This window comes from Candidatus Thermoplasmatota archaeon (assembly GCA_035540375.1).
GTDB lineage: Archaea > Thermoplasmatota > SW-10-69-26 > JACQPN01 > JAJPHT01 > DATLGO01.
The window spans coordinates 68,579-94,356 of record DATLGO010000098.1 but is presented as its reverse complement, the minus strand read 5'-3'; the positions used below and the strand labels follow the sequence as shown (position 1 = coordinate 94,356).

General features: G+C 72.2%; 30 protein-coding genes. 14 read left to right on the top strand and 16 right to left on the bottom strand.

The features are described from left to right. Positions 1-83: 83 nt before the first annotated feature. Both VM889_11895 and VM889_11890 read left to right on the top strand, forming a co-directional pair. Positions 84-827 (top strand): hypothetical protein, encoded by a 744-nt coding sequence (locus VM889_11895; protein HVL49252.1) that lies wholly within the window; start codon positions 84-86, stop codon positions 825-827. Then, positions 824-1,075, top strand: a complete 252-nt coding sequence (locus tag VM889_11890; GenBank protein ID HVL49251.1) for a hypothetical protein — start codon at positions 824-826, stop codon at positions 1,073-1,075. Before VM889_11895 ends, VM889_11890 begins: the two co-directional genes overlap by 4 nt. Here VM889_11890 and VM889_11885 read toward each other — a convergent pair. Further along, positions 1,065-2,015 (bottom strand): DUF1616 domain-containing protein, encoded by a 951-nt coding sequence (locus VM889_11885; GenBank protein HVL49250.1) that lies wholly within the window; start codon positions 2,013-2,015, stop codon positions 1,065-1,067. The two genes, VM889_11890 and VM889_11885, sit on opposite strands and share 11 nt — an antisense overlap. A 99-nt stretch (positions 2,016-2,114) precedes the next feature. Here VM889_11885 and VM889_11880 point away from each other — a divergent pair, with 99 nt between their 5' ends. The 5 genes from VM889_11880 to VM889_11860 all read left to right on the top strand — a co-directional run bounded on the left by VM889_11880 (position 2,115) and on the right by VM889_11860 (position 8,310). Then, positions 2,115-3,656: a CocE/NonD family hydrolase gene (locus tag VM889_11880; GenBank protein HVL49249.1), complete on the top strand. Its 1,542-nt coding sequence runs from the start codon at positions 2,115-2,117 to the stop codon at positions 3,654-3,656. A gap of 70 nt (positions 3,657-3,726) precedes the next feature. Continuing rightward, a complete protein-coding gene (gene glmM, locus VM889_11875; GenBank protein HVL49248.1) occupies positions 3,727-5,034 on the top strand; it encodes a phosphoglucosamine mutase in 1,308 nt (435 codons plus the stop codon). Further along, positions 5,034-5,288, top strand: a complete 255-nt coding sequence (locus tag VM889_11870) for a hypothetical protein (protein HVL49247.1) — start codon at positions 5,034-5,036, stop codon at positions 5,286-5,288. Before glmM ends, VM889_11870 begins: the two co-directional genes overlap by 1 nt. Before the next feature lie 4 nt (positions 5,289-5,292). Then, positions 5,293-6,465: a bifunctional sugar-1-phosphate nucleotidylyltransferase/acetyltransferase gene (gene glmU / locus VM889_11865; GenBank protein HVL49246.1), complete on the top strand. Its 1,173-nt coding sequence runs from the start codon at positions 5,293-5,295 to the stop codon at positions 6,463-6,465. 99 nt (positions 6,466-6,564) lie between these two features. Continuing rightward, positions 6,565-8,310, top strand: coding sequence for a hypothetical protein (locus VM889_11860; GenBank protein ID HVL49245.1), 1,746 nt, complete (start codon positions 6,565-6,567; stop codon positions 8,308-8,310). Here VM889_11860 and VM889_11855 read toward each other — a convergent pair. Both VM889_11855 and VM889_11850 read right to left on the bottom strand, forming a co-directional pair. Then, on the bottom strand, positions 8,307-8,786 hold the full coding sequence (locus VM889_11855; protein HVL49244.1) for an acyltransferase: 480 nt from the start codon (positions 8,784-8,786) through the stop codon (positions 8,307-8,309). The genes VM889_11860 and VM889_11855 overlap by 4 nt on opposite strands. Beyond that, positions 8,783-11,164, bottom strand: coding sequence for a DEAD/DEAH box helicase (locus VM889_11850; GenBank protein ID HVL49243.1), 2,382 nt, complete (start codon positions 11,162-11,164; stop codon positions 8,783-8,785). Before VM889_11850 ends, VM889_11855 begins: the two co-directional genes overlap by 4 nt. Positions 11,165-11,263: 99 nt before the next feature. Here VM889_11850 and VM889_11845 point away from each other — a divergent pair, with 99 nt between their 5' ends. After that, positions 11,264-12,154, top strand: a complete 891-nt coding sequence (locus tag VM889_11845; protein HVL49242.1) for a hypothetical protein — start codon at positions 11,264-11,266, stop codon at positions 12,152-12,154. 37 nt (positions 12,155-12,191) lie between these two features. Then, positions 12,192-13,109, top strand: coding sequence for a hypothetical protein (locus VM889_11840; protein HVL49241.1), 918 nt, complete (start codon positions 12,192-12,194; stop codon positions 13,107-13,109). Here VM889_11840 and VM889_11835 read toward each other — a convergent pair whose 3' ends face one another. The 8 genes from VM889_11835 to VM889_11800 form a co-directional block, all read right to left on the bottom strand. Next, positions 13,110-13,838: an A24 family peptidase C-terminal domain-containing protein gene (locus tag VM889_11835; protein HVL49240.1), complete on the bottom strand. Its 729-nt coding sequence runs from the start codon at positions 13,836-13,838 to the stop codon at positions 13,110-13,112. 31 nt (positions 13,839-13,869) lie between these two features. Further along, positions 13,870-14,361: a gamma carbonic anhydrase family protein gene (locus VM889_11830; GenBank protein HVL49239.1), complete on the bottom strand. Its 492-nt coding sequence runs from the start codon at positions 14,359-14,361 to the stop codon at positions 13,870-13,872. A gap of 47 nt (positions 14,362-14,408) precedes the next feature. Beyond that, positions 14,409-14,558, bottom strand: coding sequence for a hypothetical protein (locus VM889_11825; GenBank protein ID HVL49238.1), 150 nt, complete (start codon positions 14,556-14,558; stop codon positions 14,409-14,411). A gap of 90 nt (positions 14,559-14,648) precedes the next feature. Then, complete coding sequence (locus VM889_11820; protein ID HVL49237.1) at positions 14,649-15,626, bottom strand: hypothetical protein; 978 nt, start codon at positions 15,624-15,626, stop codon at positions 14,649-14,651. Positions 15,627-15,694: 68 nt separating this feature from the next. Beyond that, positions 15,695-16,111 (bottom strand): thioesterase family protein, encoded by a 417-nt coding sequence (locus tag VM889_11815; protein HVL49236.1) that lies wholly within the window; start codon positions 16,109-16,111, stop codon positions 15,695-15,697. A 9-nt stretch (positions 16,112-16,120) separates the two neighbouring features. Beyond that, positions 16,121-16,360, bottom strand: coding sequence for a hypothetical protein (locus VM889_11810; GenBank protein HVL49235.1), 240 nt, complete (start codon positions 16,358-16,360; stop codon positions 16,121-16,123). 30 nt (positions 16,361-16,390) lie between these two features. Beyond that, positions 16,391-16,597 carry a hypothetical protein gene (locus tag VM889_11805; GenBank protein ID HVL49234.1) on the bottom strand — a complete coding sequence of 69 codons (207 nt, stop codon included), beginning with the start codon at positions 16,595-16,597 and terminating at the stop codon, positions 16,391-16,393. Positions 16,598-16,642: 45 nt separating this feature from the next. Continuing rightward, positions 16,643-17,281, bottom strand: coding sequence for a cupin domain-containing protein (locus VM889_11800; protein ID HVL49233.1), 639 nt, complete (start codon positions 17,279-17,281; stop codon positions 16,643-16,645). 96 nt (positions 17,282-17,377) lie between these two features. On the opposite strand from VM889_11800, the gene VM889_11795 reads away from it, so the two are divergent. The 4 genes from VM889_11795 (at position 17,378) to VM889_11780 (ending at position 20,296) form a co-directional block, all read left to right on the top strand. Next, positions 17,378-18,535, top strand: coding sequence for an acyl-CoA dehydrogenase family protein (locus tag VM889_11795; GenBank protein HVL49232.1), 1,158 nt, complete (start codon positions 17,378-17,380; stop codon positions 18,533-18,535). A gap of 161 nt (positions 18,536-18,696) precedes the next feature. Then, positions 18,697-19,032, top strand: coding sequence for a PRC-barrel domain-containing protein (locus VM889_11790; GenBank protein HVL49231.1), 336 nt, complete (start codon positions 18,697-18,699; stop codon positions 19,030-19,032). Positions 19,033-19,193: 161 nt separating this feature from the next. Continuing rightward, a complete protein-coding gene (locus tag VM889_11785; GenBank protein ID HVL49230.1) occupies positions 19,194-19,544 on the top strand; it encodes an Hsp20/alpha crystallin family protein in 351 nt (116 codons plus the stop codon). A gap of 224 nt (positions 19,545-19,768) precedes the next feature. Further along, complete coding sequence (locus tag VM889_11780; protein HVL49229.1) at positions 19,769-20,296, top strand: hypothetical protein; 528 nt, start codon at positions 19,769-19,771, stop codon at positions 20,294-20,296. Here VM889_11780 and VM889_11775 read toward each other — a convergent pair. From VM889_11775 to VM889_11760, 4 genes are all read right to left on the bottom strand, one after another. Next, positions 20,284-21,585 carry a purple acid phosphatase gene (locus VM889_11775; protein HVL49228.1) on the bottom strand — a complete coding sequence of 434 codons (1,302 nt, stop codon included), beginning with the start codon at positions 21,583-21,585 and terminating at the stop codon, positions 20,284-20,286. The genes VM889_11780 and VM889_11775 overlap by 13 nt on opposite strands. Positions 21,586-21,873: 288 nt before the next feature. Next, positions 21,874-22,746 carry a hypothetical protein gene (locus VM889_11770; protein ID HVL49227.1) on the bottom strand — a complete coding sequence of 291 codons (873 nt, stop codon included), beginning with the start codon at positions 22,744-22,746 and terminating at the stop codon, positions 21,874-21,876. A 48-nt stretch (positions 22,747-22,794) separates the two neighbouring features. Further along, positions 22,795-23,190, bottom strand: a complete 396-nt coding sequence (locus VM889_11765) for a ParB N-terminal domain-containing protein (GenBank protein HVL49226.1) — start codon at positions 23,188-23,190, stop codon at positions 22,795-22,797. Continuing rightward, positions 23,187-23,870 (bottom strand): hypothetical protein, encoded by a 684-nt coding sequence (locus tag VM889_11760; GenBank protein ID HVL49225.1) that lies wholly within the window; start codon positions 23,868-23,870, stop codon positions 23,187-23,189. Before VM889_11760 ends, VM889_11765 begins: the two co-directional genes overlap by 4 nt. Before the next feature lie 115 nt (positions 23,871-23,985). Between VM889_11760 and VM889_11755 the strand changes: the two genes are divergently transcribed. Continuing rightward, positions 23,986-25,284, top strand: a complete 1,299-nt coding sequence (locus tag VM889_11755) for a hypothetical protein (protein HVL49224.1) — start codon at positions 23,986-23,988, stop codon at positions 25,282-25,284. On the opposite strand, the gene VM889_11750 is transcribed toward VM889_11755, so the two are convergent. Beyond that, positions 25,285-25,755: an EVE domain-containing protein gene (locus tag VM889_11750; GenBank protein HVL49223.1), complete on the bottom strand. Its 471-nt coding sequence runs from the start codon at positions 25,753-25,755 to the stop codon at positions 25,285-25,287. Between the last annotated feature and the right edge of the window lie 23 nt (positions 25,756-25,778).

The following is a 25,778-nucleotide window of genomic DNA, read 5'->3' as shown; positions in this document are numbered from 1 at the left end:
CCTGCATCATCAAGGCTTTGCTTGCGCCTCCGGGCGGCGCCTCTTCGGAACCCATATATCGCGCCGGGACCTCTCGCGCGCCGATGCGGAGCGACTGGCGGATCCGCGCGCTCGGCGCGCTCGCGGCGAGCCTCGCCGTTCCGTCCTTCCTGCTTCTCGACGCGCCCGTGAACGCGATGCTCGCTTTCGCCTTCGGCGCGACGGGGCTCTTCGTCGCGCTCGTGGTCGCGGAGCGCGCCGTCCCGGCCTCCTCGGTCGCGCCGCTCCTCGCGGGCGACGCGCGCGCGCTCGCGGACGTGCGCCGCGGCCTCCGCCTCGAAGGTCGACCGGTCTACGTGCACGACCAGGGCAACGTCGGCGCGCCGCGGCTCTTCATGCCCGCAAGCGACAACGCGAAGCCGGTGCCGATCCTCGATGCGACCACCGTCGCCTATGCGGGCACGTCGACGAAGATCGGCGCCGCGGTCGCGCCCTCCGGGCTCGCGCTCCTCGCCGCGCACGAGGAGGCCTCGGGCGCCGTCCTCGCGGGCGCGAGCGTCGCCGACGTCGAGTCGTTCCTCAAGGGCCTTGCGGGGGCAAGCGATCTCGCCGGCGGCGTTCGGGTCGCTTCCGAGGGGGAGACCCTCGTGGTGCATTTCCGTCGCGCGGCCGTTGCTTTGCCTTGCTTCGAGGACCCCGCCTCGCCCGCGTGCGAGCGCGCCGGGTGCGCCCTCTGCCAGGCCGCGGGATGCGCGCTCGCGAAGGCGCTCGCGCGTCCCGTCGCGGTCGAATCCGCCCTCGTCGAGCCGCCCGCGGTCGCGATCCGGTTCCGCCCGGAGGGCCCGTGAGGCTCGCGGCCGCCGCCGGGCTCGCGTTCATCGGGCTCGTGGGCTTCGCGGGCGCGGCCCTCGCCTCGACGGGCGCGATCGACGTGTACGTGGTCGTCGTCCTCGTGGGCCTGCTCGTCCTGCGCGAGGCGTTGGGCGCGCACGCGCCCGCGTCGGTCCGCGAACGCATCGGCGTCTTCGTTTTCCTCGGCGTCCTCGCGTTCGTCTACATCGTCGTCGCGCGCATCCGCGCGATCCTCAACCTGTGACGGCGACCCAGAGGTGCAGGCGGCGGTAGGGCGATTCGGCGCCGGGGCGGTCGAGATCGAAGCGAACCCTGTACGTTCCGGGCTCGGCGAACGCGTAGGTCACGTTGCGCTCGTCCTTCTCGCCGTCGGCGAGGGTGGCGTTCCACGCCGCGATGGGGATCGTCTCGGCGACGACGAACGTCCGGTTCGCGCCCGTACCGTTCACGAACGAACCCCGCTCGGCGTAGGCGCGCGCCGCGTACGGGACGCCTTCCCCTTCGCGGTTCACGATGCCCACGATGACGCGTCCCGTCTCGTCCGCCGAGAGGTTCGAGGGATACCCTTCGGCCTTGCCCGTCGGACCGAGGACGTAGAATTCCGTGAACGATTCGCCTTCCCTCGGCGTCGCAAGGACGTAGGCGAGCGCCGCGCCCGCGATCACCACCGCGAGCGCGAGCCCGAGGGTGAGGGCCTTGTCGAGGGGCGACTGGCCGCGCCAGGACGGAGGCGAGAGATCGAAGGCCACGACGAAGCGCTCCGAGGCCGGCAATCGCGCGCGACGCCAGGCGGCGACCGCGCACGCGGCGAGCGTGAAACCGGCGAGCGTCGCGAGGATGGGGACGAGCCGGATGCCCCAGGGCGTGAAGTTGAGCGCGAGGCCCGCGAGGGGCACGACGGCGATGCTGAGACCGAGGCTCAGCGCGATGCGCTCGACGGCGTCGAGGCCCTCCTTGACCTCCTCGGTCGCCTCGGCGTCCTCGCCCTTGCGGACGACGGTCACGCGCCGGCGCTCGGGGAAAAGGGCCGCCACGAGCGCGTAGCCGGGGGCGACGAGCACGAACAGGAGGCCGAGGACGAGTCGGAGGGGCGGCCACGGGAAGGCGAGGACCACCGCGACGGTGGCGAGCGCGAGGCCCGCGACGAGGGCGAGGTCCCAGGGGCGCTGCGTCTCCACGCGCACGTTCCCACCACCCGCCGTTTCGTATTTAACCGCCGCGAATCACCCGCGCAACGTCCATGACCCCCCACGGCCGTACGGCGCTCCGGGAGGCTTTCATCCATGCACCGCTCGTCGATCGCCCTCGTCCTCGCCGCCGCCGTCCTCGCGCCCGCGCTTGCGCCCCTTGCGCATTCGTCCTCGCACCTGCCCCAGGTGAGAACCGGCGTCCTGGCCTCGTTCGACGGCACGCCCATCGTCTACACGCTCTTCACGCCCGCGGGCGCCTCGGCCGAGGCCCCGGTCCCGGTCGTCCTCATGACGCACGGCTGGGCCGGCTCGCGTTCGACCAACGCGAGCGGGAGCGTCGCGCGCATGCTCGACGCGGGTTTCGCCGTCCTGACGTGGGACTCGCGCGGCTTCGGCGAATCCGGCGGTTTCGTGGAGCTCAACAGTCCCGACCACGAGGTGCGCGACGTCAGCGCCCTCCTCGACATGCTCGCGAAGGATCCGAAAATCGCGCTCGACGGGCCTGGCGATCCGCGCGTCGGGATGATCGGCGGCTCCTACGCGGGCGGGATCCAGCTCCTCGCGGGCGCGTTCGACGCGCGCCTCGACGCGATCGCCCCCGACATCGCCTGGTCGGATCTCCGCTACAGCCTCGCCCCGAACGGCGTGCCGAAGACGTTTTGGATCGAGGTCCTCTTCGGCGCGGGGCTTGCGACCGGCGTCGCGAACGGACTTTCGCCGCTGAACCCCGCGGGCCCGCAGGCCCTGGGCTACAACACGAGCCTCCCCGCGTGGTGGACCCACGTCCACGCAACGAACGCGGCGAACGACGAGGTGCTCGACGGCCTCGCCTACCGGTCGCCCGCCACCTATGCGGGCGCAGCCGCGGTTCCCACGCTCGTCACGAGCGGGTGGCCCGACGCCCTCTTCAACGCGAACGAGGCCGTCGCGAACTTCCTCGCGGTGCCGGACGGGACCCCCGCGAAGCTCATGCTTTACTGCGGAGGCCACTCGGGCTGTCCCTACGTCTCGAACACGACGCATGTGACCGCGATGCAGGTCGCGTGGATGACGCGATGGCTCCACGACGACCCTTCGGTCGCGACGGGCGCGCCCGTCGAGTGGCAGACGAGCGACGGATCCTGGCGCGAGGCGACCGGATGGCCCCCGGCCAGCACGACGTGGGCCACGGCCTCGGGCACGGGCCGGCTCGTCTCGACGCCGCTTCCCACGGGCGGCGGCCATCCCGGACTTTCCGCGGGAGGCTTCTCGGGGTCGCACGATTTCGCGGCCGTCGATCGCGGCGTGTCGTCCTTCGTCTTCACCGTGCTTCCTCCGGAGTCTTCGCCGCGCGAGGTGACCGGCATCCCCCGGGCGACGGTCACGGTCGAAGGGACGGGGGCGGAGGCGTTCGTGTTCCTCCGCCTCGTCGACCTCAAGACGAAGCGCACGCTTGACGAGCAGACGACGCCGCTGCGCCTCCCGCTCGGGAACGGCCCCGCGATGGCCACGGTCGACCTCGTGGGCGTAAGCTACGTCCTGCCCGCCGGCCACGGGCTCGGCCTCGAGGTCACGACGAGCGATTGGATCCACGCGACAAACCGCGCGCCGGCGGCCTTCGACGTCTCGGTCGACGTCTCCGTCCCCCTCGTGTGACGGCCTGGTCCTTGACCGGGGCGCGAAGGACCGCGCAAGCGCTAAGTTCGGGCCCTTCCCTTGCGGCCGCGTGCAGTTCGGAAGCTCCGGCATCCGCGGCCTCCTCACCGAGGTCACGCCCGACATCGCCGTGCGGCTCGGCCTCGCCCTCGGCGCGACCCACGCAAGCGTCGTCGTCGGCCGCGACGCGCGCACCTCCTCCATCATGCTCGAGGAGGCGCTCGTCGCGGGCCTCCTCTCGGCGGGCGCGAGCGTCGCCCGCGCGGGTCTCGCGCCGACCCCCGCGCTCGCCTACGCGACCCGTGACGGTTTCGCGTGCGGCGTCGCGATCACGGCGAGCCACAACCCGCCCGAATACAACGGCTTCAAGCCCTGGAATCCCGACGGGTCGGCCTTCGACGCGGCCCAGCGCGCCGACGTGGAGAAGCGCATGGCCGCCGCCGACCCGCCGCGGCCCGATTGGCGGGGCGTCGGCGCCTCGCGCGTCTACGAGGACGCGACGGGCCGCCACGCGCGCGCGATCGTCGAGCGTCTCGGGACGCTTCCGAGGCCGCTGCGCGTCGTCGTCGACTGCGGCAACGGCGCCGCCTCCCTCGAATCCCCGCTCCTCATGCGCGCGCTCGGCGCGAGCGTCGTCACCCTGAACGCGCAGCCCGACGGCACCTTCCCGGGCCGCCCGAGCGAGCCGAGCGCCGAGAACCTGCGCGCGCTCTCCGAGGTCGTGCGCCAGACGGGCGCGGACCTGGGCCTTGCGCACGACGGCGACGCGGACCGGCTCGCGGCCGTTGACGAGCGCGGCCGCGCCGTCGCGGGCGACGCGCTCGTCGCGCTCTTCGCGCGCGCTTCCGGCGCGCGCCGCGTGGCGGTTCCGGTCGACACGAGCCTGCTCGTCGACGACGCGCTCCCGGGCGTCGCGATCGACCGCACGCGCGTCGGGGACGCCTACGTCTCGGAAACGCTGCGGAGAACGGGCGGCGGCTGGGGCGGCGAGGCCTCGGGCGCCTTCATCTTTCCGGACTTCAGCCTCTGCCCCGACGGACCGCTTGCGGCCGCGACGCTCGCGCACAAAGTGGCGCGCGAGGGACCCCTCTCGAAGCTCGTGGACGCGCTTCCGCGCTACCCGATCGCCCGCGGGTCCCACCCGGTCCCGAACGAGCGCAAGGCGGCCGTCCTCGCGGGCGTCGCGCGGCGTCTTGCGGGCGAGGGTCGGGTCTCGACGCTCGACGGGGTGCGCGTGGACCTTCCGGAGGGCTGGATCCTCGTGCGCGCGAGCGGCACGGAGCCGAAGGTGCGCTGGACCGCCGAGGCGCGTCGCCCGGAGGACCTCGAAAGACTCAAGACGAGGGCCGAGGGTGCCTTGAAGGCCGAGGTGTCATGATGAAGACCTGGATCGGACCCACGCTCGTCGCCGTCGAGGTGGTCCTCGCGGTCGTCGGGTGGTTCCTCGCCGACCTCGTCGTTGGCCCCATCACGCGCTTCGGATGCAACGTCGCGCGCACGGCTTCGGCCTGCCAGGCGACGTACGACAACGTCCAGGCCGTCGGCTTCGTCGTCGTCTTCCTCGCCCTCCTCGCGCTCATCGGCACCGGGGTCGTGCTCGTGCAGGAACGCGCCCGCGGCACGACGGAGTGATGACATGCGCGCGGTCGTCCTCGCCGCCGGCGAGGGAAAGCGCATGCGGCCCCTCACGGCCAACCGTCCCAAGGTCCTGCTGCCGGTCGCGGGCGTCCCGCTCCTCGAGCGGCTGCTCGACGCCCTCGGCGAGGCCGGCGTCGACGACGTCACGCTCGTCACGCATTACAAGGAGGAGGCGGTCCGCTCCGCCTTCGGATCCCGCGTGCGCTACGCGCGCCAGGCCGCCCCGCGCGGCACGGCGGACGCCGTCGCCGCGGCCGGGCCGTTCCCCGAGGACACGCTCGTCGTGAACGGCGATTGCCTTTTCGAGCCCAAGACGCTCGCGGCCCTCGCCGCGGGCGGCCCCGCCGTTACCGCCTTCCGCGCCGCCGAGCCCGAGCGGTACGGCGTCTTCTCCGTGAAGGACGGACGCGCGACGGGGGTCGTCGAGAAGAGCCCGAAGCCCCCGTCGAACCTCGCGAACGCGGGCGCCTACGTCGTGCCCGCGGGTTTCGAGCGCGACCTCGCCGCGGTGAAGCCCTCCCCGCGGGGCGAGCTGGAGCTCACGGACGCCCTGAACGGCGCGATCGCGCGCGGCGTCGTCTTCCGCCTCGTCGAGATCGCCGAGTGGATCGAAATCGGCTATCCGTGGGACATCCTCTCCGCGACCGAGCGCATCCTCGCGCGCCTCAAGGGACGCATCGAGGGAACCGTCGAGCCGGGCGCGGTCCTCAAGGGCGAGGTGTACGTCGGACCCGGCGCCGTCGTCAAGTCGGGAACCTACGTCGAGGGCCCCGCGTGGATCGGACCCGATTGCGTCGTCGGCCCGAACTGCTACATCCGCCCCAACACGGCGCTCTCGCGCGGCGCGAAGGTCGGCAACGCCTGCGAGATCAAGGCGAGCGTCCTCATGGAGGGCGCGCACGCCGCGCACCTCGCGTACGTGGGCGATTCGGTCATCGGCGCCCGGGCGAACCTCGGCGCCGCGACGGTGGTCGCGAACCTGCGCCACGACGGCCGGAGCGTGAAGGTGACCACCCCCGAGGGCGAGCGTGTGGACACGCGCCGGCGCAAGATGGGCGTCGTCCTCGGCGACGACGTGCACACGGGCATCAACACGTCGCTCAACGTGGGCGTCATCCTTTCGGCCGGGTCGACGACCCGTCCGGGAGAGGTCGTCACCGCCTCCCGTTGATATCGAACTGATATCATAGGGCCCTTGTGCCCCTCGTCCCCAGGGCCTCTCGCTGAACCCTGATGGCTGAGCCCCGGCCATGACCCGTCGAGGTGCGGCGTGGACGACCGGGGCGCATCGAACGTGGTCGGCTTCGCCGTCGCCTTCGGCGTCTTCGCGCTCGCGTTCTCGTTCTCGGTCTCGCAGATGCAGGAACCCGCGCGCGTCGCCGGCCCCGCCTCCGACGTCGTCGCGGGCCTCCACGCGGCCGACGGCGCGCTCGACCTCCTCCTTGCAAAGCCCGGCGTCCCGTCCGACTGGCTGGAGTCGGACGTCGTCCCGACGGTGCCGGGGCTGCGCGCGCGCGACGGACCCGAGGTCTCCCTCGCGCGCCTCCACGCCCTCGCCCGCGGCGACGTCGGGGGCGCGAGGTGGACGTACGAGGATGCGCGCGAAGGCCTCGGGGTCGAGCCGAGCTATTTCCGCCTGCGCGTCCGGCCCGTCCTCGAGGAGGACGCGCTCGCGGACGCGCTCGCCCGGCGCCGCGTCGCGTACGTCGCGGCGGCGGGCCTCGCCGCCGAGCGCGAGCGCGCCGCGCTCGTCGCGTCCGGCGCGGGCTTCGCCAACGACACCGCGGGCGACGTGTACCCGGATGCCGACGCCGCCGCCCTTCGCGCGTTGTCGCTCCGCCTCCTCGGTCACGACGGCGCGGCGGGCGCCGGCCTCGCGCCCGCCTCGAGTTGGGCGGCCGCGGACGCGGACGGCGCATGGTATGCGACGCCGTCCCGCCTCGACGCGTCCGGGCGCTGGAACTACACCCACGGGGAGGACAGCCGGCTCGTCCTCGGCGCCGTCGCGCTCGCGGACGTCCCGCAGGGCGCGCCGCTCGCCGTCCATCTCGAGGCCATCCTCTCGCCGACGACGCTCTTGCCCCTCCTCGGCGCGCCCGTCGCGGACGGGGCCGAGGTCGAAACGTGCGCGCTTCCCTGCGCCGGAGCCTGGAGGACGTTCGCCGCGCTTCCCGCGCGCGAGACGCTCGGGCCCGTCTCCGCGACCGCGGCGCGCCCCGAGGGCGAGGCCGCGCTCGTCGCGCTCCGCTGGAACGGCTCGCGCCTCGTGGCGCCGCCGCCGGGCGCGCTCGTCGCGTCGTGGGGCCAAGGCCCTGTCGTCGCCTCGGCGCGCGTGGACGTCGCGGGCGTTTCCGCGCTCGACGTCCGGCCGGGCTTCGCGTCCACACGCATCGACGCGCTCGTGTTCGGAAGCGAGGTGGACCACGCGACGCTCGCCGCCACGGCGGAGGGGCTGCGCTTCGGCCGCTCGGTGCAGGCCTGGGCCGCGGCGGGCGGCGGCGTCATCGTGCTCCCGAGCGCCCGCGCCGACGGCGCGCTCCTCGCGCCCGCGATCACCGCCGCGAACGAGGGCGCGGCGGGGTCGGCTCCCGGCGCCTTCCTCGACGCCCTCGACGCCGCGCACCCGCTGCTCACGTTCCCCAACGCGCTCGCGCACGGCCTCTACGGCAACGCGACGCCCCGATGGGCCGCGGCGGCGCAAGGCGCCTTCCACCGTGTGCTCGAGGCCCAGGTCCCTGGGGAGGGCCGGCTCCCCGTCCTCGAGGCGCGCCACGGCAACCTCGCGACCGGGGAGGGGCCGGCGGTGGTCGCAAGCGTGCGGGTCCCCGCGCACGAGACCGCGGCGTTCCTTGAGAACGCCCTCGCGTGGGTCGCGCTCGACGACCTCACGATCGACTACGGCCCGTCCGTCCCGCTCGGGTCGACCGTGTTCTTCCGGGAGCGCACCGTGTGGATCGACGGGGGCGCGACGTGGGGCACCGTGAACGGGCGCGTCCAGTTGTTCGCGTGGCGCTAGCGCTTCGCGAGCGGACGCGCCGGAACCCCGCCGACGAAACCGTCGACGTCGCGGTTCACGAGGCTCATCGCGGAGACGACCGATCCGTCCGCGATGGTGACGCCGGGGAGGATCGTGCAGTTCGCCCCGATCGTCACGTTCCTGCCGATCTTCACGCGGCCGGTGCGGTATTCGTCCACAAGGAACTCGTGGCAGAGGATCGTCGTGTTGTAGCCCACGATCGAGTTCTCGCCGATCTCGATGAGCTCCGGGAAGAACACGTCGAACGTGACCTCGAGGCCGATCGACGCCTTCGCCCCGATCTTCGCGCCCATCGCGCGGTAGAGGACGTGCTTGAAGCGGAGGCTCGGCGAGATGCGCGCGAGCACCATGAGCACGTAGTTGCGCACGGTCTTCCAGAAGCCGACGGATTCGACCCAGTACCAGAGGCTGTTCGCGGGTCCCTTCGACGGGTGACGGGTGGTGGCGCGGGTCATCGCTTCTCCTCCGGGGGCGCGCTGCCGGCGCGCGGGCGGGCGCGTCCGGTGAACGGCGCGCGCAGGACGCGGTGGATCTCCTCGGCGGTCGGGCGGCCGATGCCCTGGACGCGCGCGAGGTCGTCCACGCCCGCGTTCGCGATGGCCTCGATGGTTCCGAACGCTTCGAGGAGACGGCGCGCGAGCACCACGGAGACGTTCGGCAGGCCTTCGACGATGAAGCGCAGGCGCTCGTCGTCGCTCATCGCGGTCTTCCCGTGGCGGATCGCGACCGCGCGGCCTTCGCGCAGCTGCTCCCGCTTCGCGAGCGCGGCGAGCAGGTCCGCCGTCTCGCGCGGGTCGCGCGTCGTGAGGACGGTCACGCGGTAGTCCGTGAGGATGCTCGCGAGGCTCGCGTGGATGGCGGCCGGCGACACCTTGCGGACGGCGAGGATGTTGTCCCCCTCGATGACGAGGATGGGCGTCGGGTAGGCGGACCGCAGCGCACGCACCTGCTCGAAGAGGCGGCCGTCGACGAGGCTCCCGACGTAGTCTTCGGCGGTCTTGCGCTCGACGCCGACGCGGTCGCTCAGGACGTAGTCGGCCGTCTCGAGCGTTTCCGGTCGCACGACGACGTCCGCGCGCGAAAGCTCCTTCGCGACCTCGCTTGCGAACTCGCGATGGTCGGCGATCACCACCGCGCGACCTTCCTCCGCGACCGCGGCGGCGGGCGCCGCGAACGCGGTGAGAGGACGCTCGGGAGGCCGCGGCCGCGCCGCGCTCGGCCGGGCCTCGCCGCCGCCCGTCGCGACGTCGAGCGTGGCCTGCTTCGCGCCGAAGGCCGATTTCCAGCCGTCGCCCTTCTCCGACTCGTTCACGGCCTTGAAATGCGCGCGAAGGGCTTCGATCTCGCGGCGCATCCGCTTCTCCTTCCCCTTCGAGGCCCAATGATATTGCTCGTCGCGCGTGCCCTTCGTCATGAGGATCACGACGCGGCCCGCCCGCTTGCGTCCCGTCCGGCCGCGGCGCTGGATGGACCGGATCTCGGAAGGGACCGGTTCGTAGAAGACGACGAGATCGGTCGCGGGGATGTCGAGGCCCTCCTCCGCGACGGAGGTTGCGACGAGGACGTTGAAGACGCCCTCCTTGAACTTCCGCACGATCTCGACCTGCTCCTTCTGCGAGAGCCCGCGGTCGACGTCCGATTTCGTGGCTTGACCCACGAACCGGACGGGCCGCGCGCCGTCGAGCTTCGCGAGTTCGCGCTCGAGCAGCTCCGCCATGTCGCGGTAGTTCGTGAACACGATGATGCGCGCGTCGGGCTTCGCCTCGAGCTGCTGACGGACCGTGACCGCGACGCGTCGCAGCTTCGGGTGCTCGATGCGGGCCTCGGAGGCGAGGCGTCTCGCCTCGATCACGCGCGGATCCGCGAGGAGGCCCTTCGCGGCCTTGCTCTCGTCCGAGCCGAGCCGCTCGAAGTACGCGTTCAGCGCGCCGAGACCCTGCGTCTCCGCGAGCTCGAGCGCGTGGTTCGCCTTGAGCGCGGCGGCCTGCGCCGAGAGCGCGGCGTAGATGGGCGAGGCGGGACGGCCGCTGCGATTGGCCTCCGCGAGCGCGCCCTGCAGGCGCCCCGCGAGCGCGAGAAGCTCTTTCTTGCTCACGAACGACGCCTTGTAGAAGCCGCCGACGCGCAGCTCGGCGACGCGCGCCTCGAGCGCTTCGCGCAGCCGGTCGGCGATCTGCTTCAGTCGCTCCGGAACGGGAACCTCGACCCACTCGACGCCCACGTCCTGCACGTAGGCCTGCGTGTCGGCGTCCGCTTCCGTGCGCGCCTCGATGCCCTCGATCCCGAGCCGCATGCAGATCTCGCGCACCTTGGTCGCGTTCGAGCCCGGCGACGCGGTCATGCCCAGCACGAGCCCGTTGAAGCGCGCCCGCAGGTACTGCTCCGCGATGTAGACGTAGGCGTAGTTGCCGGAGGCGCGGTGGGCCTCGTCGAAGACGATGAGCGTCGTGCCTTTGAGGTCGATGCGATCCGCGATGAGGTCGTTCTGGACGACCTGCGGCGTCGAGCAAACGACGTCGGCGTCGCGCCATTCGGCCTCGCGGTCCTCGGGCGGGGTTTCGCCCGTGAAGACCGCCACCTTCGCCTGCGCGAGCGTCTCGCGCAGGAAGGCCGCGTGCTGCTCGACGAGAGGCTTCGTCGGGGCGAGGAAGAGGACCTTGCCCGGGTGCGTGACGCGCCGCTCGGCGATCGCGAGGAGCGCGATCACGGTCTTCCCGAGGCCGGTCGGGAGGATCACGAGCGTGTTCCGCTTCAGGCACTCGGCCGCGATCGCGAGCTGGTAGTCCCGGTGGGCGACCCGCCCGGGGACGATCGCGGCGTGCTCGACGTGCACGGATGCGGGGACGGAGCCCTGAGGATTTAACCGCTCCCCAGGATCCCCGAAAGAGCGCGCATTCGAAAGGTTTCTGACGCCGGGGCGGAATCGCCCTCCATGCGCGCGCCGGCGGTCCTTGGCCTCGTCCTCGCGATCCTCGCGGTCGCGGTCGTCGCCGATGCCCAGGCCTCCACCGGCTGCATGCGCCCAACGCTCGTCGCGCCGGAAGGCCTCCCGGGCCTCGTCGATCCAGGCGCCTCGGTTACGATCCCGCTCGTGATCGAGAACCCGAACGAGGCCCCGGTGGCGCGCGCCGTCGCCCGCCTGAACGTCACGGGTCCCCCCGGGTGGACCTTCCAGCTCGAGACGAACCCCGTGAGCCTCGGGCCCGGCGACGAGATCCTCGACCATCTGACCGTGACCGCGCCCGCGCGCGGCGCGGGCAACGCCGACGGTCGCATCGTCGTCACGGCCGCCTTCGCGTGCCAGGTCGAGGGCGTCTCCGCCATCCAGACGAGCGCCTCCTCGACGCTCACGCTCGAAGCGGGGCTCGCGCCCTCCCCCCTTCCATGGGGCGCGCTCGCCTCCCTCGCCGTCGTCGTCGTGGGGGCCGTCTCCGTCGTCGCCGTTGCGCGAAGCCGCGAGAGCCGGCTCGTGCTCACGCCCGAACGCTCCGCCTTCGAGGTCACGCCCGCCGACGGGGGGAGGGTCTCGGTCGCGATCGAGAACCGGCGCGGCGAGCCCGTGACGGCCCTCGTGTCGGCCGAGGCGAGCGCCGGATGGACGGCGTTCGTCGCGGTGCCCGAGGTCGAGCTCGAAGGCAAGGAGGAGATCCGGTTCTGGGTGTCGGTGCGCCCGCCCCCGGGCACGCGCATGGGCGCGAAGGGCAGGGTCGTGGTGCGGGCCGCCTCGCGCGCGCACCCGCGGGACGTCGCCGAGCGGGAGCTCGACGTCACCGTCGGGCAGCGCCCCTGGGAACCCGGGGTCGAGCGCCGCGCCGGGGATTGACAAATCCTTAAAAGCCTACGCCGTAGTGCCATGGATCATGCGGGCCTCGCCGGTCCTCCTCGCCGTCGTGCTCCTGGCCATCCTCGCGCCCCATGCCGCGGCCCAGGCGCCCAACTGCGCGCGCGTCACCGTGAGCGCGACGCCCGACCCGGTGTACGTGCCGAGGAACGGCGGCGACGCGGCGCTCTCGGTCGTGTTCGAGAACGCGGCCCCGTCGCCCCCGCTTCCGGGCGGCGAGGCGCGGCTCAAGGTCTCCGTCGCCGCGCCCTCCGGCTGGACCGCGCGCATCGACGGGCAGGACCTCACCGTCCCGTCGGGGGGTCGCACCTCCCTCACGGTGGCCGTCAAGGCCCCGGACGGCGCCCGTCCCGAGGAGCGCGCGCGCATCGTCGTCTCCGCGACGGGCTCGTGCACGTTCCCGGGCGGCCCGGCCACGCCCATCGCGCTTCCTCCCCTCTCCACGGAAGCGACCGCCATCGTCGAATCGCCCGCGCCCGCCTTCGGCCTGCCCGCGGACCTCCTGCCCATCGGGGGCGTGCTCCTCGCCCTGGGCGTCGTCGCGACGGGCGCGGCCCTCGTGCTGCGGCGCCGACCGGGCGCGATCCTCGCCGCGACGCCCGAGCCCGAGAAAGCCGTCCGCCCGGGCCGCGGCGCCTCGTTCCCAGTGACGCTCGCGAACCGCGGCCGCGACCGCGACACCGCGAGCTGCTCGGTGGGTCCGGCCCCCGAAGGGTGGTCGGCGTTCATGACGACGCCGGAGGTCGAGATCGGCCCCGGCGAAACGCGCACCCTCTACCTCATGGTGCGGGCGCCCGCGGGCGCCCCCGAGGGCACGGAGGCCGCGGTGCGGGTCGCGGTCCGGAGCCGATCGAGCCCCGCCGAGACGCAGCTCGAGGTCAAGGCGCGCGTGGTGGAGGACCGGGGCGGCGCCGACGAGCCGGACGGGGCCGCCTGATCAGCGTCCGGCGACCGCCCGGATGATGGCGAAGAGCGCGTCGCCCGCGACCCAGGCCGCGACGAATCCCACGAGAAGCGGCACGAGGAACGGGAGCTTCGGCGTCACCCACACGCGCTTCGCGCCCGCGGCCTCGAGCGCGGCCTTCTCCTCGTCGATGTCGCGCTCGTCCCGCGAGGGGAAGACGACGAGCCGGAGCTTGCCTTCCTCGACGCGCTCCATCGGCCAGACGTGCGTGCGCCCGAGCGACGCGACGTCCGCGCGGTATCCAAGGAGGAGCGCGGGGAACCGGATGTCCCCGCGCGCGAGGTTCCAGCCCGCGAAGGCGAGCGGAACGAACGCGAAGGCGACGAGCGCGTTTCCGAGGATGGTGAGCGGTCCCGGCATGGGGCTCGGGGCGAAGGGGAGCCCCTCCGCGACCGCAAGGGGAAAGGGCGCGAGGATGGCAAGCGCCATGAGCGCCTTCGCGTCCGCGCCGCCCGCGATGAGGCCGAGCTGGTACATCACGTAGATGAACACGATGAACACGGGCACGAGCGCGAGATAGTGCCAGCGCGCGAGCACGGATTCTGTCTCGAGCGCGACCTCCGCGGCGAGAAGCACGGCGCCGCCCGCCGCAAGCGCGATCCAGAGCGCGTTCGGCGCCCGACGCCACGCGAGGTCCGTGAACGAGCCGAACGCGAGGATGGCCGTTCCGAGGAAGATGCGCGCGAGGTCGAGGACGAGCACGCGGGTCCACGCGCCCGTCGGGCCTTGAGGGTTACGAAATCTCGCCCTTGCGGTAGCGCTCCGCGAGCGCCACGTACCGCTCGGCGTTCGGACGCGCCCGCGCGACGAGCGCCTCGTCGATGCGGACGACCCTCGCGGGGACGCCCGCGACGAGCGCGTGGTCCGGGATCTCGGATCCTTCCTTCACGACGGCCCCGGCAGCGACGATGCAGCCCCGGCCCACGCGCGCGCCTTCGAGGATGATGGCGCCCATGCCGACGATGGTCTCGTCGCCGACGGTCGCTCCGTGCACGACCGCGCGATGCCCCACCGTCACGTAGCGTCCGAGTTCGACCGACCCGCCCGGGTCGGTGTGGAGAACGCATCCATCCTGGATGCTCGTCGCCTCGCCGACCCGGATCGGCCCCATGTCGGCGCGGAGGCTCGCGTGCGGCCAGACGCTCGCGCGCGCGGCGATGTCCACGTCGCCGAGAAGCGCGGCGGTCGGATGCACGTAGGCGGACGGGTGGATGCGGGGCGGCATCGCGACGAGGAGCGCCGCGGCCCCGCAAGAACCCTTCCGGAGTCAGTCTAACGTCGGTCCGGCCCGCGCGGCGCCTCGCCGAAGCTCTTCATGTCCGGGCGCTCCTCCACGCGGATGATCTTCCCGTCCTTGAGGACGAACCGCGCCTCGGAGTGCCCCTCGAGCTCGATCGAGGGCATCTTCTTCCCCTTCTTCACGACCTATTCACCGGGGTTGAAGAGGACGCCCAGTGGTCATGAGCGTGTCGGCTAGCGCTCGAAGATCGATCGACGCTTGATCCAGAACCCTTATTTCCGGGGTCCCCGCGCGCCGATGAGGTCCGCGTGGACCACGATCTCGCAGGGCTTCCATCGCCTTCGATGGAGGCCCGCGACCACCGGCTGCGGACGGTCCCGGGGCGCCCCGGGCGTCGCTTGGCACGGACCCTCCTCGACGATGACGGGACCGGTGGCGAGCGACTCGAACGCGCGCGCGAGGAAGCCGCAGGCGTAGGCGCAACCCCCGGCGACCCTGAGCACCATGGCGCTCGGTCGGATCGCGACGATCTCCGCGACGATCCCGCCCCGCGCGCTCAACGCGTCGAGGACGTCGCCCGCGTGGCGGGGCGCGAGGCCCTCGGCGGCCGCGCGACCGGCCTCCGCGCTCGGCCACGTCGTGTCGAGGTAGCGCGCGAGATCCTCGTTCTCCGCGCCGAGCGTGGGGCGGCCCAGGACACGGTTCGTGCGCGCCGCGTGCTTGGTCGCGCGCTTCTCCGGCCGGCGGGCGGATCCGAGCGCGAGGACGTACGCGGTCGCGATGAGCGCGCCCCCCGCAAGGAGGATTCCGGGCGGAGGCTCCGCCGTCTCGGCGGTCCGCCGCGGCGCGAGCGGCGCGTCCGGGGGCGCCGCGACGCGCGCATCCGGCGCGCCCTTCGCGAAGACGACGTGCGTGTACACGCCCGCGGGGGCGCCGAGGATGCCCGTCTCGTACGCGCCGTGGGCCGTCGTCACGACGAGCCGCGACGAGGGGCCGAGGACGAACCCCGGAACGCGACCCTCGAAGGCGGCGGGCGCGGCGTGGACGGGCGAAAGCCGGGTCGAGCCGCCGGTCCAGAAGACCTCGACCTCCGCCGCGACGTCGTGCTCCAGCCAGACCTGGATCGTGGCCTCGCCGCGGAAGTCGACGTCGACGAGCATCCATGCGGTCGGGGCTTCCGCGACCGCGGCCGGGGCGGCGAGCGACGCCGCGAGGACCGCGAGGACGGTCGCCCCAGTCGCGCCGCGCATGCTCGATCGTTCGAGGATCGAAGCGGGATGCCGATTGTGACGGATGGCTCGATGGCCGGCCGCCCGGGCTACGGGGTCCGCTCGCCTGCGACGCGCGCGACCGCGTCGCGGAACCACGGGGGAATCTCGGCGCTCGCCCCTTTCGCGTAATCGTACCAGACCTGCACCGTCCGCGCCTCGGCGACGAGCGAAGGCTCCCGCGCGCGCGTCATGCGATACGCAAAATCGAAGCTCGACCGTCCGATGCGCGCGACCTCGATCGCGATTTCGACCTCGTCGCCGAGGTGGAGGGGCGCGCGGTAGTCGACCTCGACCCGGGCGAGGATGAAAGGGAACGCGGAGGGATCGAGCTGCGCGGCGGCGCCGAGCCGTCGGACGTACGCGACGCGCGCGTCCTCGAGATAGGATACGTAGGCCGCGTTGTTGACGTGGCCCATCATGTCGACCTCGCGATAGCGCACGGGAAAGCGCGTCGTGACGGGCATCCCGTCCCGTTACGGCCCGCGCGGTCTTGAATCCTCGGCGGCCTTCCGGCGCTTCGCGGCAGCCACGCGGGAGGTGATGTAGAAACGCGCGTAGAGCAAAGCCGCGCCGTAGGCGAGCGCCGCGACGACGTAACCCAGAATGAAATCGTTCCAGACGACGCCGAGCGCGTAGCCTGTCACGACGAACGGGATCACGAGGCCGAGGGTGACGCCCGCGACGAGGCTCGGGGTCCAGGCGATGCGCGCCACCGTCGCCCATCCGGGAGGTCGGCCTTAAACTTAGGTGCTGTAGGGCACGTCGTGGGCGTGGTCGCGTTCCATGAACCGGTCGCGATCCCTCGTGCTGTAGAGGAGCGCGGTCAGCTCGACGGCCGCGCGCTGGTCCACGTCCCCGAAGCGCTCGCCGAGGAGCCTGACGGCTTCGTCGAGCGCCTCGTCGATGCAGGAGAACATGGGCTTGATGCGGCCCTTTGTTTCCATGAGCATGGCGTTGGTGGCAGGGGCCGGGCGCGGTTAACGTCTTGTGGCCGTTCACTCGACGCGACCGCGCTCGCCGAGCAGGCGCTGGACCTCGCCCGCAAGCGTGCGCTTGGGCGCGGGAGCCGCTTGCGGTTGGAACACGACGGCGATGAGCGGGTCGGGGTCCCGGGCCCAGAGGCGCACGGCGTCGCCCGCCGGGACGAGCACGATCTCGCCCGGCTGGTAGGCGAGGTTGTTCCCATCCTCCATGAACGCGACGCCGGACCCGCGAAGGACGAGGAAGGCGCGCTCCGACTCGTGGCCCGCGGTGACGCCGCGGCCCGGCGCGACGCGCAGCAGCGCGGCGGCGAGCCGCCGGGTCTCCGCCAGGGGCACGAAGGCGTTCCCCTCGAGGGCCGTCGTGGGAAGGAGCGACAGCCGCCGGAGCCCCGGGTCGCCCTCCCCAATCGCGGGTTCGTAGACGAAGAGCTTCGAAGGAACGGTCGGCGACTCGGTGACGGGCGTCGCGCCCGCGAGGAGGAAGCCGAAGGGCGGCGTGGCGCCGAGGAGCCCGTCGAGGAGCACGGCGGCGGCGCCCGCGGGAACGTCGAGCGGTCGTTCGGGGCCCGCTTCCACGAACGAGCCTTTCGAAAGCGGCGTCTCGAAGCCCCCTTCCGCGGGGCGGACGATGCGCGCGCTCGTGTCGACCACGGGGGCCCGAGGCGCTCACCCGAGATGAGCGTTTTGACGCGGGTCTAGACCCGGGTTTTATGCCTTGTCGCCCTTTCAAGGCTTGAGTCGGTCCCCATGGAGTTCGCGATCACCGAGGAGCAGAGGCTTCTCCGCCAGACGGTCCAGGAATTCGTCGCGAAGGAGATCGCGCCGCACGTCGAGAAGTGGGAGGAGGACGGCGAGGTTCCGGACGCTGTCTTCAGGAAGCTCGGCGCCGTCGGCCTCCTCGGCGCGCCGATTCCCGCGGAATACGGCGGGGCCGGTCTCGACGCCGTCACCTACGCGATGCTCACGGAGGAGCTCGCGAAAGGCTGCTCGTCCCTGCGCACCACCATCTCCGTCAACACCTCGCTCTTCGGCATGAACGTCCTCCTCTTCGGCTCGGAGGCGCAGAAGAGGTTCTACCTCCCGAAGATCTCGACCGGCGAGAAGCGCGGGGCGTGGGCCCTCACGGAGCCGCAAAGCGGCTCGGACGCCGCGGGCCTGCGCACGACCGCCAGGAAGGTCGGCGACCGCTGGGTCATCAACGGCCACAAGATGTGGATCTCGGACGGCGGCAAGGCCGACTACCACGTCGTCTACGCGCGCACGAACGACTGGGACCCCAAGAAGAAGCGCGAAGGCATCTGCACCTTCATCGTCCACAAGGACGACCCCGGCTTCAAGGTCGGCTCGATCGAGTCCAACCGCAAGCTCGGCCTGCGCGCCTCGCCCACCGCCGAGATGCTGTACGAAGACTGCTCGATTCCCGCGGACCGCATGATCGGCGCGCCCGGCTCGGGGTGGGAGCAGGCGAACAAGATCCTGAACGGCGGTCGCCTCTCGGTCGCCGCGGGCGCCGTCGGCATCGCGCAGGCCGCGCTCGACGCGAGCGTCGCCTACGTGAAGAGCCGCGAGGCGTTCGGCATGAAGATCGGATCCTTCCAGCTCGTGAAGGAGCACATCGCCTACATGGCCCTCGAGGTCGAGATGATGCGACTCCTTGTGTACAAGGCCGCGTGGATGAAGGACCAGGGCCTCGACAACCGCCTCGCGGTGTCGCTGGCGAAGCTCCACGCGGGCGAAGCCTGCACGCGCGTCACCGAGCGCGCCGTGCAGCTCCACGGCGGCAACGGCTTCAGCGGCGAGTACCCCGTCGAACGCTACTGGCGCGACTCGAAGATCATCGGCATCTACGAGGGCACGAACGAGATCCAGAAGGTCATCATCGGCGGGGAGATCCTGGGGATCTGAGCGAAGCGGGTCCGCCGTTGCGATGATCCGCAGGTCGACGCGGATCCTGAAGGTCGGATCGGGCACCGGCCTGCGCCACCCGTTCGGGCCCCGCCTGCGCGACCGCCCGTTCGACGAAGCGGCGAGAAGGCCCAAGCGCCCGGCGCGCGCGGGTCCGGAGCATGACAGACTGGACAATCGAGGAGCTTCGGGGACGCAAGGTCATCGACCGTCACGGCGACAGCCTGGGGCAGGTGCGCGACGTCCTCATCGACGACGCCCAGTGGTCGATCGAGGGCATCGTCGTGGACGTGAACCGCGACGTCGCGGAGGAGCTGAACCTCAAGACGCCGCTCTTCGGCGGCACGTCGCTCACGCTCGACAAGGCCCACGTGGATACCGTCGGCGACAACGTCATCCTGAGCGTGTCCCGCACCGACCTCGCCTCCAAGATGGGGGCGCCCGAGACCACCTCCGCGGGCGGCCCGTCGACCGGCCCCGGCGGCCCAGCGCCCTAGGGACCCGAGGCGCTTCGGCCCGCCGCGGCGCGCGGACCCGGGGCCGCGAAGACCCTGGCGGCCCATCGGGAGATGACGATGCTTTATGAGCGCCGCGGAGAGACGCTCCCCTCATGGTGGCCGCTGACGCGGATGCGCTTCTCCGTGCGGTGAGGTTGAGGTTGGAACACGACGAAGCCTTCGCGAGCGCGCTCAGGACCTTCCTGGAGTCGACGCGCCCCGCGGAGCCTGCGCGGCAGGAGATCCGCATCGTCGACGTGACGCTTTCCCCGGGGGAGATCACGGTCACCGCCGAGGTGAGCGGAGACGAGAGCCTCCCGCTCGAGGTGAGCGTGGAGGGACGCGACCTCAAGCTCGCGTTCGACGGAGGCGCATCCGGCACGTCCGTCCGGCTCCCCGACGCCGTCCTCGCGCCCAAGGCCCGCGCGACGCTGAGGAACGGCATCCTCGACGTCGTGCTCCCCCGGCCCCAGGAGCCCAGGGCCCCCGGGACCCTGGGCGAAAGCGCTTAGCGGGGTCGCGCGGGAACCGTCTCCGGAGCGCCCGGCCGCGCCGCCCCGCCCTCCGCGACGCGCTCGCCCCTTTCGCGCCTCGCGGCGGTCCATGTCCCCGGATGTCCATCCTTCCGGCGCGGCCGCGCTCGCTCCTGCGCCATGGGCGGCGGCCCGCGGTTCTCCCGGTTTCCTCTCCGGACCGACGCCAAAGCTTGAAGGCCCGGCATCCCTCAGTCCGGTCCGTGACGTCGCTCGCCGCGCAGGTGGACGGGGCAAGGGACTACACGGAGCTGTTCCGCCTCGTGAAGCGCCTCGTCGAGGCGCGCCTCGGCCGGTCCCGCGCCGGCATCATGCTCGGCCTCGCCCCGCTCGGCCTGTCGCCGGGAGGCTTCCTCGGCGGCTATTTCGTGGTCGGATCGAACGCGATCGTCCTCAATCGCGACGTTCTGGGCTACGTCAGGTTGAACGCGCCCGACCACCACAACGCATACGCGTTCCACGTCCTCCTCCACGAATACCTCCACACCCTCGGCTGGTTCAGCGAGGACGACGTGCGGCCGCTCGCGCACACGCTCTCGGTCGAGGCCCTCGGCGAGGACCACCCGGCGACGCTCATCGCGTCCGCGATGCTCCCGGGGGCCGAGGGCGGGCGCGCGCCGGCCTTCTTCCGCAAGCTCGTGTATCCGAGCTTCGGGTGGGCGCCGGCGGCGCGTCCCGAGATCGAGATCGTGAAAGGGTTCGACCCGGACGCCACGCCCTACATCGGGTGACGCCGCCGAGCGAACGCGAGAGCCGCGAGGCCGGCGACGGCGACGGCCAGAAGCCCGGCATCGGGCGTCGCGTTCCCGGGGAGGGCCCTGCCGTCGTCCGCCTCAGCGGCCCCGGCGTCCCGCGCGAGACGGTACGCGTCGAACACCGCGCCGTCGGTCCCCACGGCGCGCACGTCGATGCGGTCCGGCGAGACGTCGAGCACGGTGACGTGGTACGCCGCCTTCCGGAACGCGCTCCAGGCGGGCGCCGGCTCGACGAACTTCTCGTAGAGGCTGCGCCCCGCGCCGCCGCTCACGACGTACACCGCGCCTGTCCCCTTGAGGGCCGTCGCGGCCCCGACGGAGGGCGCGCCGCCCTTGAGCGGCCAGGTGCGCTCGTACATGTGGTCATGGCCCTGCAGCACGAGGTCGGCGCCCTGGTCGAGGACGGGCTCGAGGTCGGCGCGCGCGACGAGGTCCGATCCGTGCGCGTCGCTCGAGCTGTAGACCGGGCGGTGGAAGAAGACGACGTTCCACGAGTCGGGGCGATCGGCGAGCGCGTCGACGAGGAAGCGCTTCTGCGCGGCCGCGTCCGTCTTCGCGTCCGGATGCGCCTTGTCGTGGTAGGCCTCGGTGTCGATCGAGACGATGCGCATCGGGCCCCAGTCGAAGGCGTAATAGAAGGCCGGCTCGTTCGGGAGGGTGAAGCGCTGCCACACGAACCGCGGCTCGTTCGCGCACTCGCGCGGCGAAGGCCCGACGCCGAAGCTGAAGCACACGAGCTCGTGGTTCCCGAGCGCGGGCATCCATGCGGCGCGCGACGCGACGGGCTCGATGAGCCGGAACCACGCGTTCCATTCCTGCACGTTCCCTTCCGCGTACGAGAGGTCGCCGCCGTGGAGCACGAGGTCCGGGTCGAGGTTCCGCACGACCTCCGCGATCTTCGCGGCTTCGGGGGCGATGCCCATGTCCGCGAGGAAGACGACCCGCGTGGTCCCGTTCGCTGCGGGCGGCGTCTTGAGGTCGAACGAGCGCGTGCCGACCGTGTAACGCTCGGCCTCCGGGGGCAGCTTCGCGCTGTAGGTGAACATGGGGTCGATGGCGCCGGCCTCGAGCTTCGCGCCGATCTCGCCCGATTTTCCCGCGCCGGTCCAGCGGACGCGCGGGTCCGCGAGCGGCGCCTGCGACGAGAAGGTGACCGCGTAGCCGTCGCCGTGCCACGCGACGCGGAACTGCTCCTCGGACGACTGGGCCGTGGCGCAACCGGCAACGAGAGGCAGCAGGAGGACGACCATCAGGACCGCGCGCATCGTTCCCGCACCGGGCCGATGGGACATAAGGTGCGCGCCCGGCGTCAGGGGTCGGAACAGTCGCGGACGTACCCGCACCCGAGGCAGCGGAGCTTGCAGTGGCGGTCGAGCATCGCCGTCCCGCAGAAGTCGCAATGCCAGACGCGATCCGCCACGCGGCGCGAACGCCGGGAAGGGAAAAGAAGGTGACGGGCGGGGCCGGGGACCCTCCGGCCGCGTCCGGGGCGGACCGGTGTTTGCGCGATGCGCGCGCGAGACCCACGCGCGTTCAGGGGGCGAGGCGGCGAGTCACGGACGGTAAGGTCTGAGAACCGTCGCGCGCGAGGTGTGCAGCTCGGCGCGCCCGTCGCGCTCCTTCACGGAAAGTCCCGTCGCCTCGAGGAAGGCGCCCGCCTCGAACGCGCGGACAGCCTTCGCGGCCTCGTCCCAGCATACGAGCGAGACGCGCCCCGACTCGTCCTCGAGGGAGGCGTTCGCGACGAACCCGACGGTGCCGTCGCGGCGCTTGAACGAACGCGCGGGTTCGACCGCGACGAGCCGGCCGCGTCCGAGGAAACCCGTCGCGCCGACGCTCCCGTCGGCGCGACGGGTTTCCTCGGACGCGGCGGGTTCGGGCGTGGGGGCGGGTCCGGGTCCGAGCGCCGTCGGGTCCGCGCCCGCGGCGTCGAGGAGGAGCTTGCGCTTCGCGGGGTCGGGCGCGCCCTCGACTTCGAGGGCCGTCCATGCGCCGACCACGAGCTCGAGCCCGTAGCGCGCGTCCTTCACGCGCGCGTTCACGACGCGGACCATCGCGCCCGGCGCGAGCGTGCCGTCGTCGACCTTCTCGACGTCGCGGTCCCAGAGGACGAGCGAGGCCTCCCCCGTCGCGTCGCGCACGACGACGTTCGCGACGCGGCCGACCCCGCCTTCCCGCTCGAACGCCTTGACGGGAAGCGCGCGAACGACCTCGACCCGCACCGTCGCCTCGGCGCGGCCGCGCGCCTCGGCGAGCGTGACGAGCGCGCCCTCGTTCAGGCCCTCCTCGTCGAGGAGGAGCAGCGCGAGCGCCTCGTCGTCGAGCAGGCCGCCGTAGGCGACGCGGCGCTCGTCGAGGGCGGCGTCGAACGCCATGCCTGGATACCGCCGCGCGAGCTTCGCGCGCGCCGTCGCGATGGGAGACACGCCGGGGGATGGCGCGTCGGCCGTGAAAAGGGTTGTCCCGGAGGCCCGTCAGCGCAGGTCCGCGAGGGGAACGCGGACCTCGGTAAGGTCGTAGAGACCGGGGTGCCGCGTCGTCTTCGGCGGAAACGGCTTCCCGCGCGCGGCGCGCTCGAGGACCTCCTCCTTCGTCGGGGCGGGCTCGCCGGCGCGCCAGTTCTCGACGACGATCGCGGGGTCCATGTAGTCCACGAGGACGACGGGCGCGCGCAGGCAACCGAGGCGCGTGAGGGCGGCGTGGCGGTGGTGCCCGTCGATGACGACGAGCGTGGCGCGGTCCGCGATGATCGCGCGCTCGACAAGGCCGTCGCGGGCGATGGCCTCCGCGAGCGCGCGCACGCGATCCTCCTCGATCTCCTCGTGGATGCGAAGCTTCGCGATCTCGACGAGCGCGAACTTGGATTTCATGGGGGAACCTCCGAGCGGCGCGGGCGGGAATCGATCGCGGCGACCTCCTCGACGGCGGGCTCGTTGAGCGTCTTCGGGCGGAGCGTCATGAGCTTCGCGAGAAGCCGCTCCGAGCGCGGGTACGAGAGGACCGCGACGAGACGCGGCGATTGCGCCTTGAACAGGAGGTCCGCGAGCCGACGGGCGGCGTCGGCCTCGACGGCCGCCGAGTCGGAGGCGAAGCGGGGAACGCCCCTGAGGGCGTCGTCGAAGGCGCGAGCGAACTCGCGCGGATCCTTGGATTGGGCGTCGGCGGCCTCGAGGAAATGCCGGATCTCGCCCGCAAGGCGCCGGCGCGTGAACGGGCCGGGCTCCTTCGCGTCCTCGAGGAGCGGGACGACCGTGACGTCACGGGCTCGGGCGTAGCGGACCGTCTCGAGGAAGGGGTGGACCTCCTCGCAGGGGAAGCGCTCCCTTCGCGCCTCGAGCAGGACCTCGTCCACGAAGCCCCGGTTGCGCGCGTGCTTGTCCGCGAGGGCCTCCCGGACGCGGAGCAGATCGGCGAGCGAGAGGTCGAGCGCGATCGTGGCGGGCTCCACCTCGGCGACGGCGCGCGCGAGGCGCAGCGACTCGCCCTGGGCGTAGGGTAACGCCTCCGCGACGGTGAGGCGCCTGACGCCGAGGTCCAGGACGCGCACCATGGCCTGTCGCATTCCGGCTTCCGCATAAAAGGATGACGGGAGGGCGACGCGCGCTCCGACGAGGCCGGCCGGGCAACGCGAAGGCGTTATGGGTGATGAGCCACGTGGTTCGGCGATGGCTTCGGCCGACCTCTTCGATCCCGAGCTGCACTTCCGCTGGATGAGCCGCTGCGCCCGCAAATCCAGGGCCGGCGAGGTGCTTCTCGCGACGCCGGAGGGGTCCCGATACCCGTACGTCTATCCGCGGGACCTCGCCGGGACCGCGCGCGTCCTGCGCGAGATGATCGCGCGCGACTTCCACGCGGAGGATGCCTTCCGCCACCTCGAATCGGGCGCGCTCTTCCTCCTCGAGGCGGGCCGGGAGGGTACCTGGGGGCAGCGGTACGACCTCGAAGGCCGGGACCGTTCCATCTACGTCCAGGAGGACAACGTCGCGCATGCGATGCGCGTGATCGCGCTCTACCTGCTCGAGTGCAGGCGGCAGGGCCGGGAGCCCGAGCGAGGGAAGGAGCTGGTCGAGGCGCTCGTCGCCGCGTTCGACGACTCGACGCGCCGCGTGTACCGCAAAGGCATCAACCTGTTCTACAGCACGACGACGGTCCACGAGTCGCCGATCGAATCCGGGTACACGCTCTGGAACAACATGGCCTACCACCGCGCATTCGAGCAGCTCGCGCGGGTCCTCGAGGCGTACCGGCCCGACGACGCGCGCCGGGAGCGGGCGCAGTCCTTCTGCGCAATGCACGCCGTGAACATGCACCGGCACTTCGTGCAGGACGGCCGGTTCGTCCGCCGCATCACGCCGCAGGGCCGCATCGACACGAGGAGCGACATCACGCTCCTCTCGCCGCACTACTTCAACTTCCCCGAGCTCGACGCGCGCGCCCTCGAGGCGAGCGCCCGCAAGATCGAGAACGACCTCTGGGATCCCGACCTCGGGCTCCTGCAGCGCTATCTGCCGTTCGCGGAGGACCTCGAGCTGCACCTCCACGCCGGTAACGGCCCCTGGCTCGCGTACACGGCCATCTACGCGGGTTATCTCGCGCGGCACGGCGACGTCGAGAAGGCCGAGCGGACGCTCCGCGACATCGCCGCCTACGCGACGCACGAGGGCGCGCTCCCGGAGCACCTTTCGACGCGCGAGCGGTTTCTCGACTTCTGGGAGCGCGAGTGGCAGACGGGCATCGACTTCCAGAAGGAGTTCGCGAAGGAGATCCTCCTGCCCGACGTCCGTTTCAGCCGCATCGTGGAGGAGCTGAACCACATGCGGGCCGAGTACGAGCGCATCCGGTCGCACGTCCTCGCGACGGACGACCCGCTCATCCGGTTCGCGACGCCTCTGCTCTGGAGCCACGCCGAGTTCCTCCTCGCGCTCTTCGCGCTCGAGGACCGGCGCAAGGTCTCGCCGCCGTGATCACGGCCCGCGTCGAGCCATCGCGATCACCGCGCGCCATTCGGCGGCCGAGACGGGCTGCACGCTCAACCGGCTGTTCTTCACGAGGACCATCGAGGAGAGCGCCTTCGACGCCTTCGCGTCCTCGAGCGTCACGGGTCTCGGAAAGCGCTCGACGAGCCTGACCCGGACGCCCCACCAGGTCGGGTCCTCTCGCTTCGACTTCGGATCGTGATGATCGCTTTTCGGGTCGAACTGGGTGGGGTCCGGGGTCGCGGCTTCCGCGACCTCGGCCGCGCCGACGATGGCGGAGGGCTTGGCGTTCGAATGGTAGATCAGGAGCCCGTCTCCGGGGGCCATCGCGCGGAGGTTGTTCCGGGCCTGGTGGTTGCGCACGCCGTCCCAGAACGTCGTGCCCTCGGGAGCCTTCGCGAGGTCGTCGATGGAATACACGTCCGGCTCGGTTTTCGCGAGCCAGTATCGCCGGGGCATGCGCGGCCAACCGCGGACGCCGC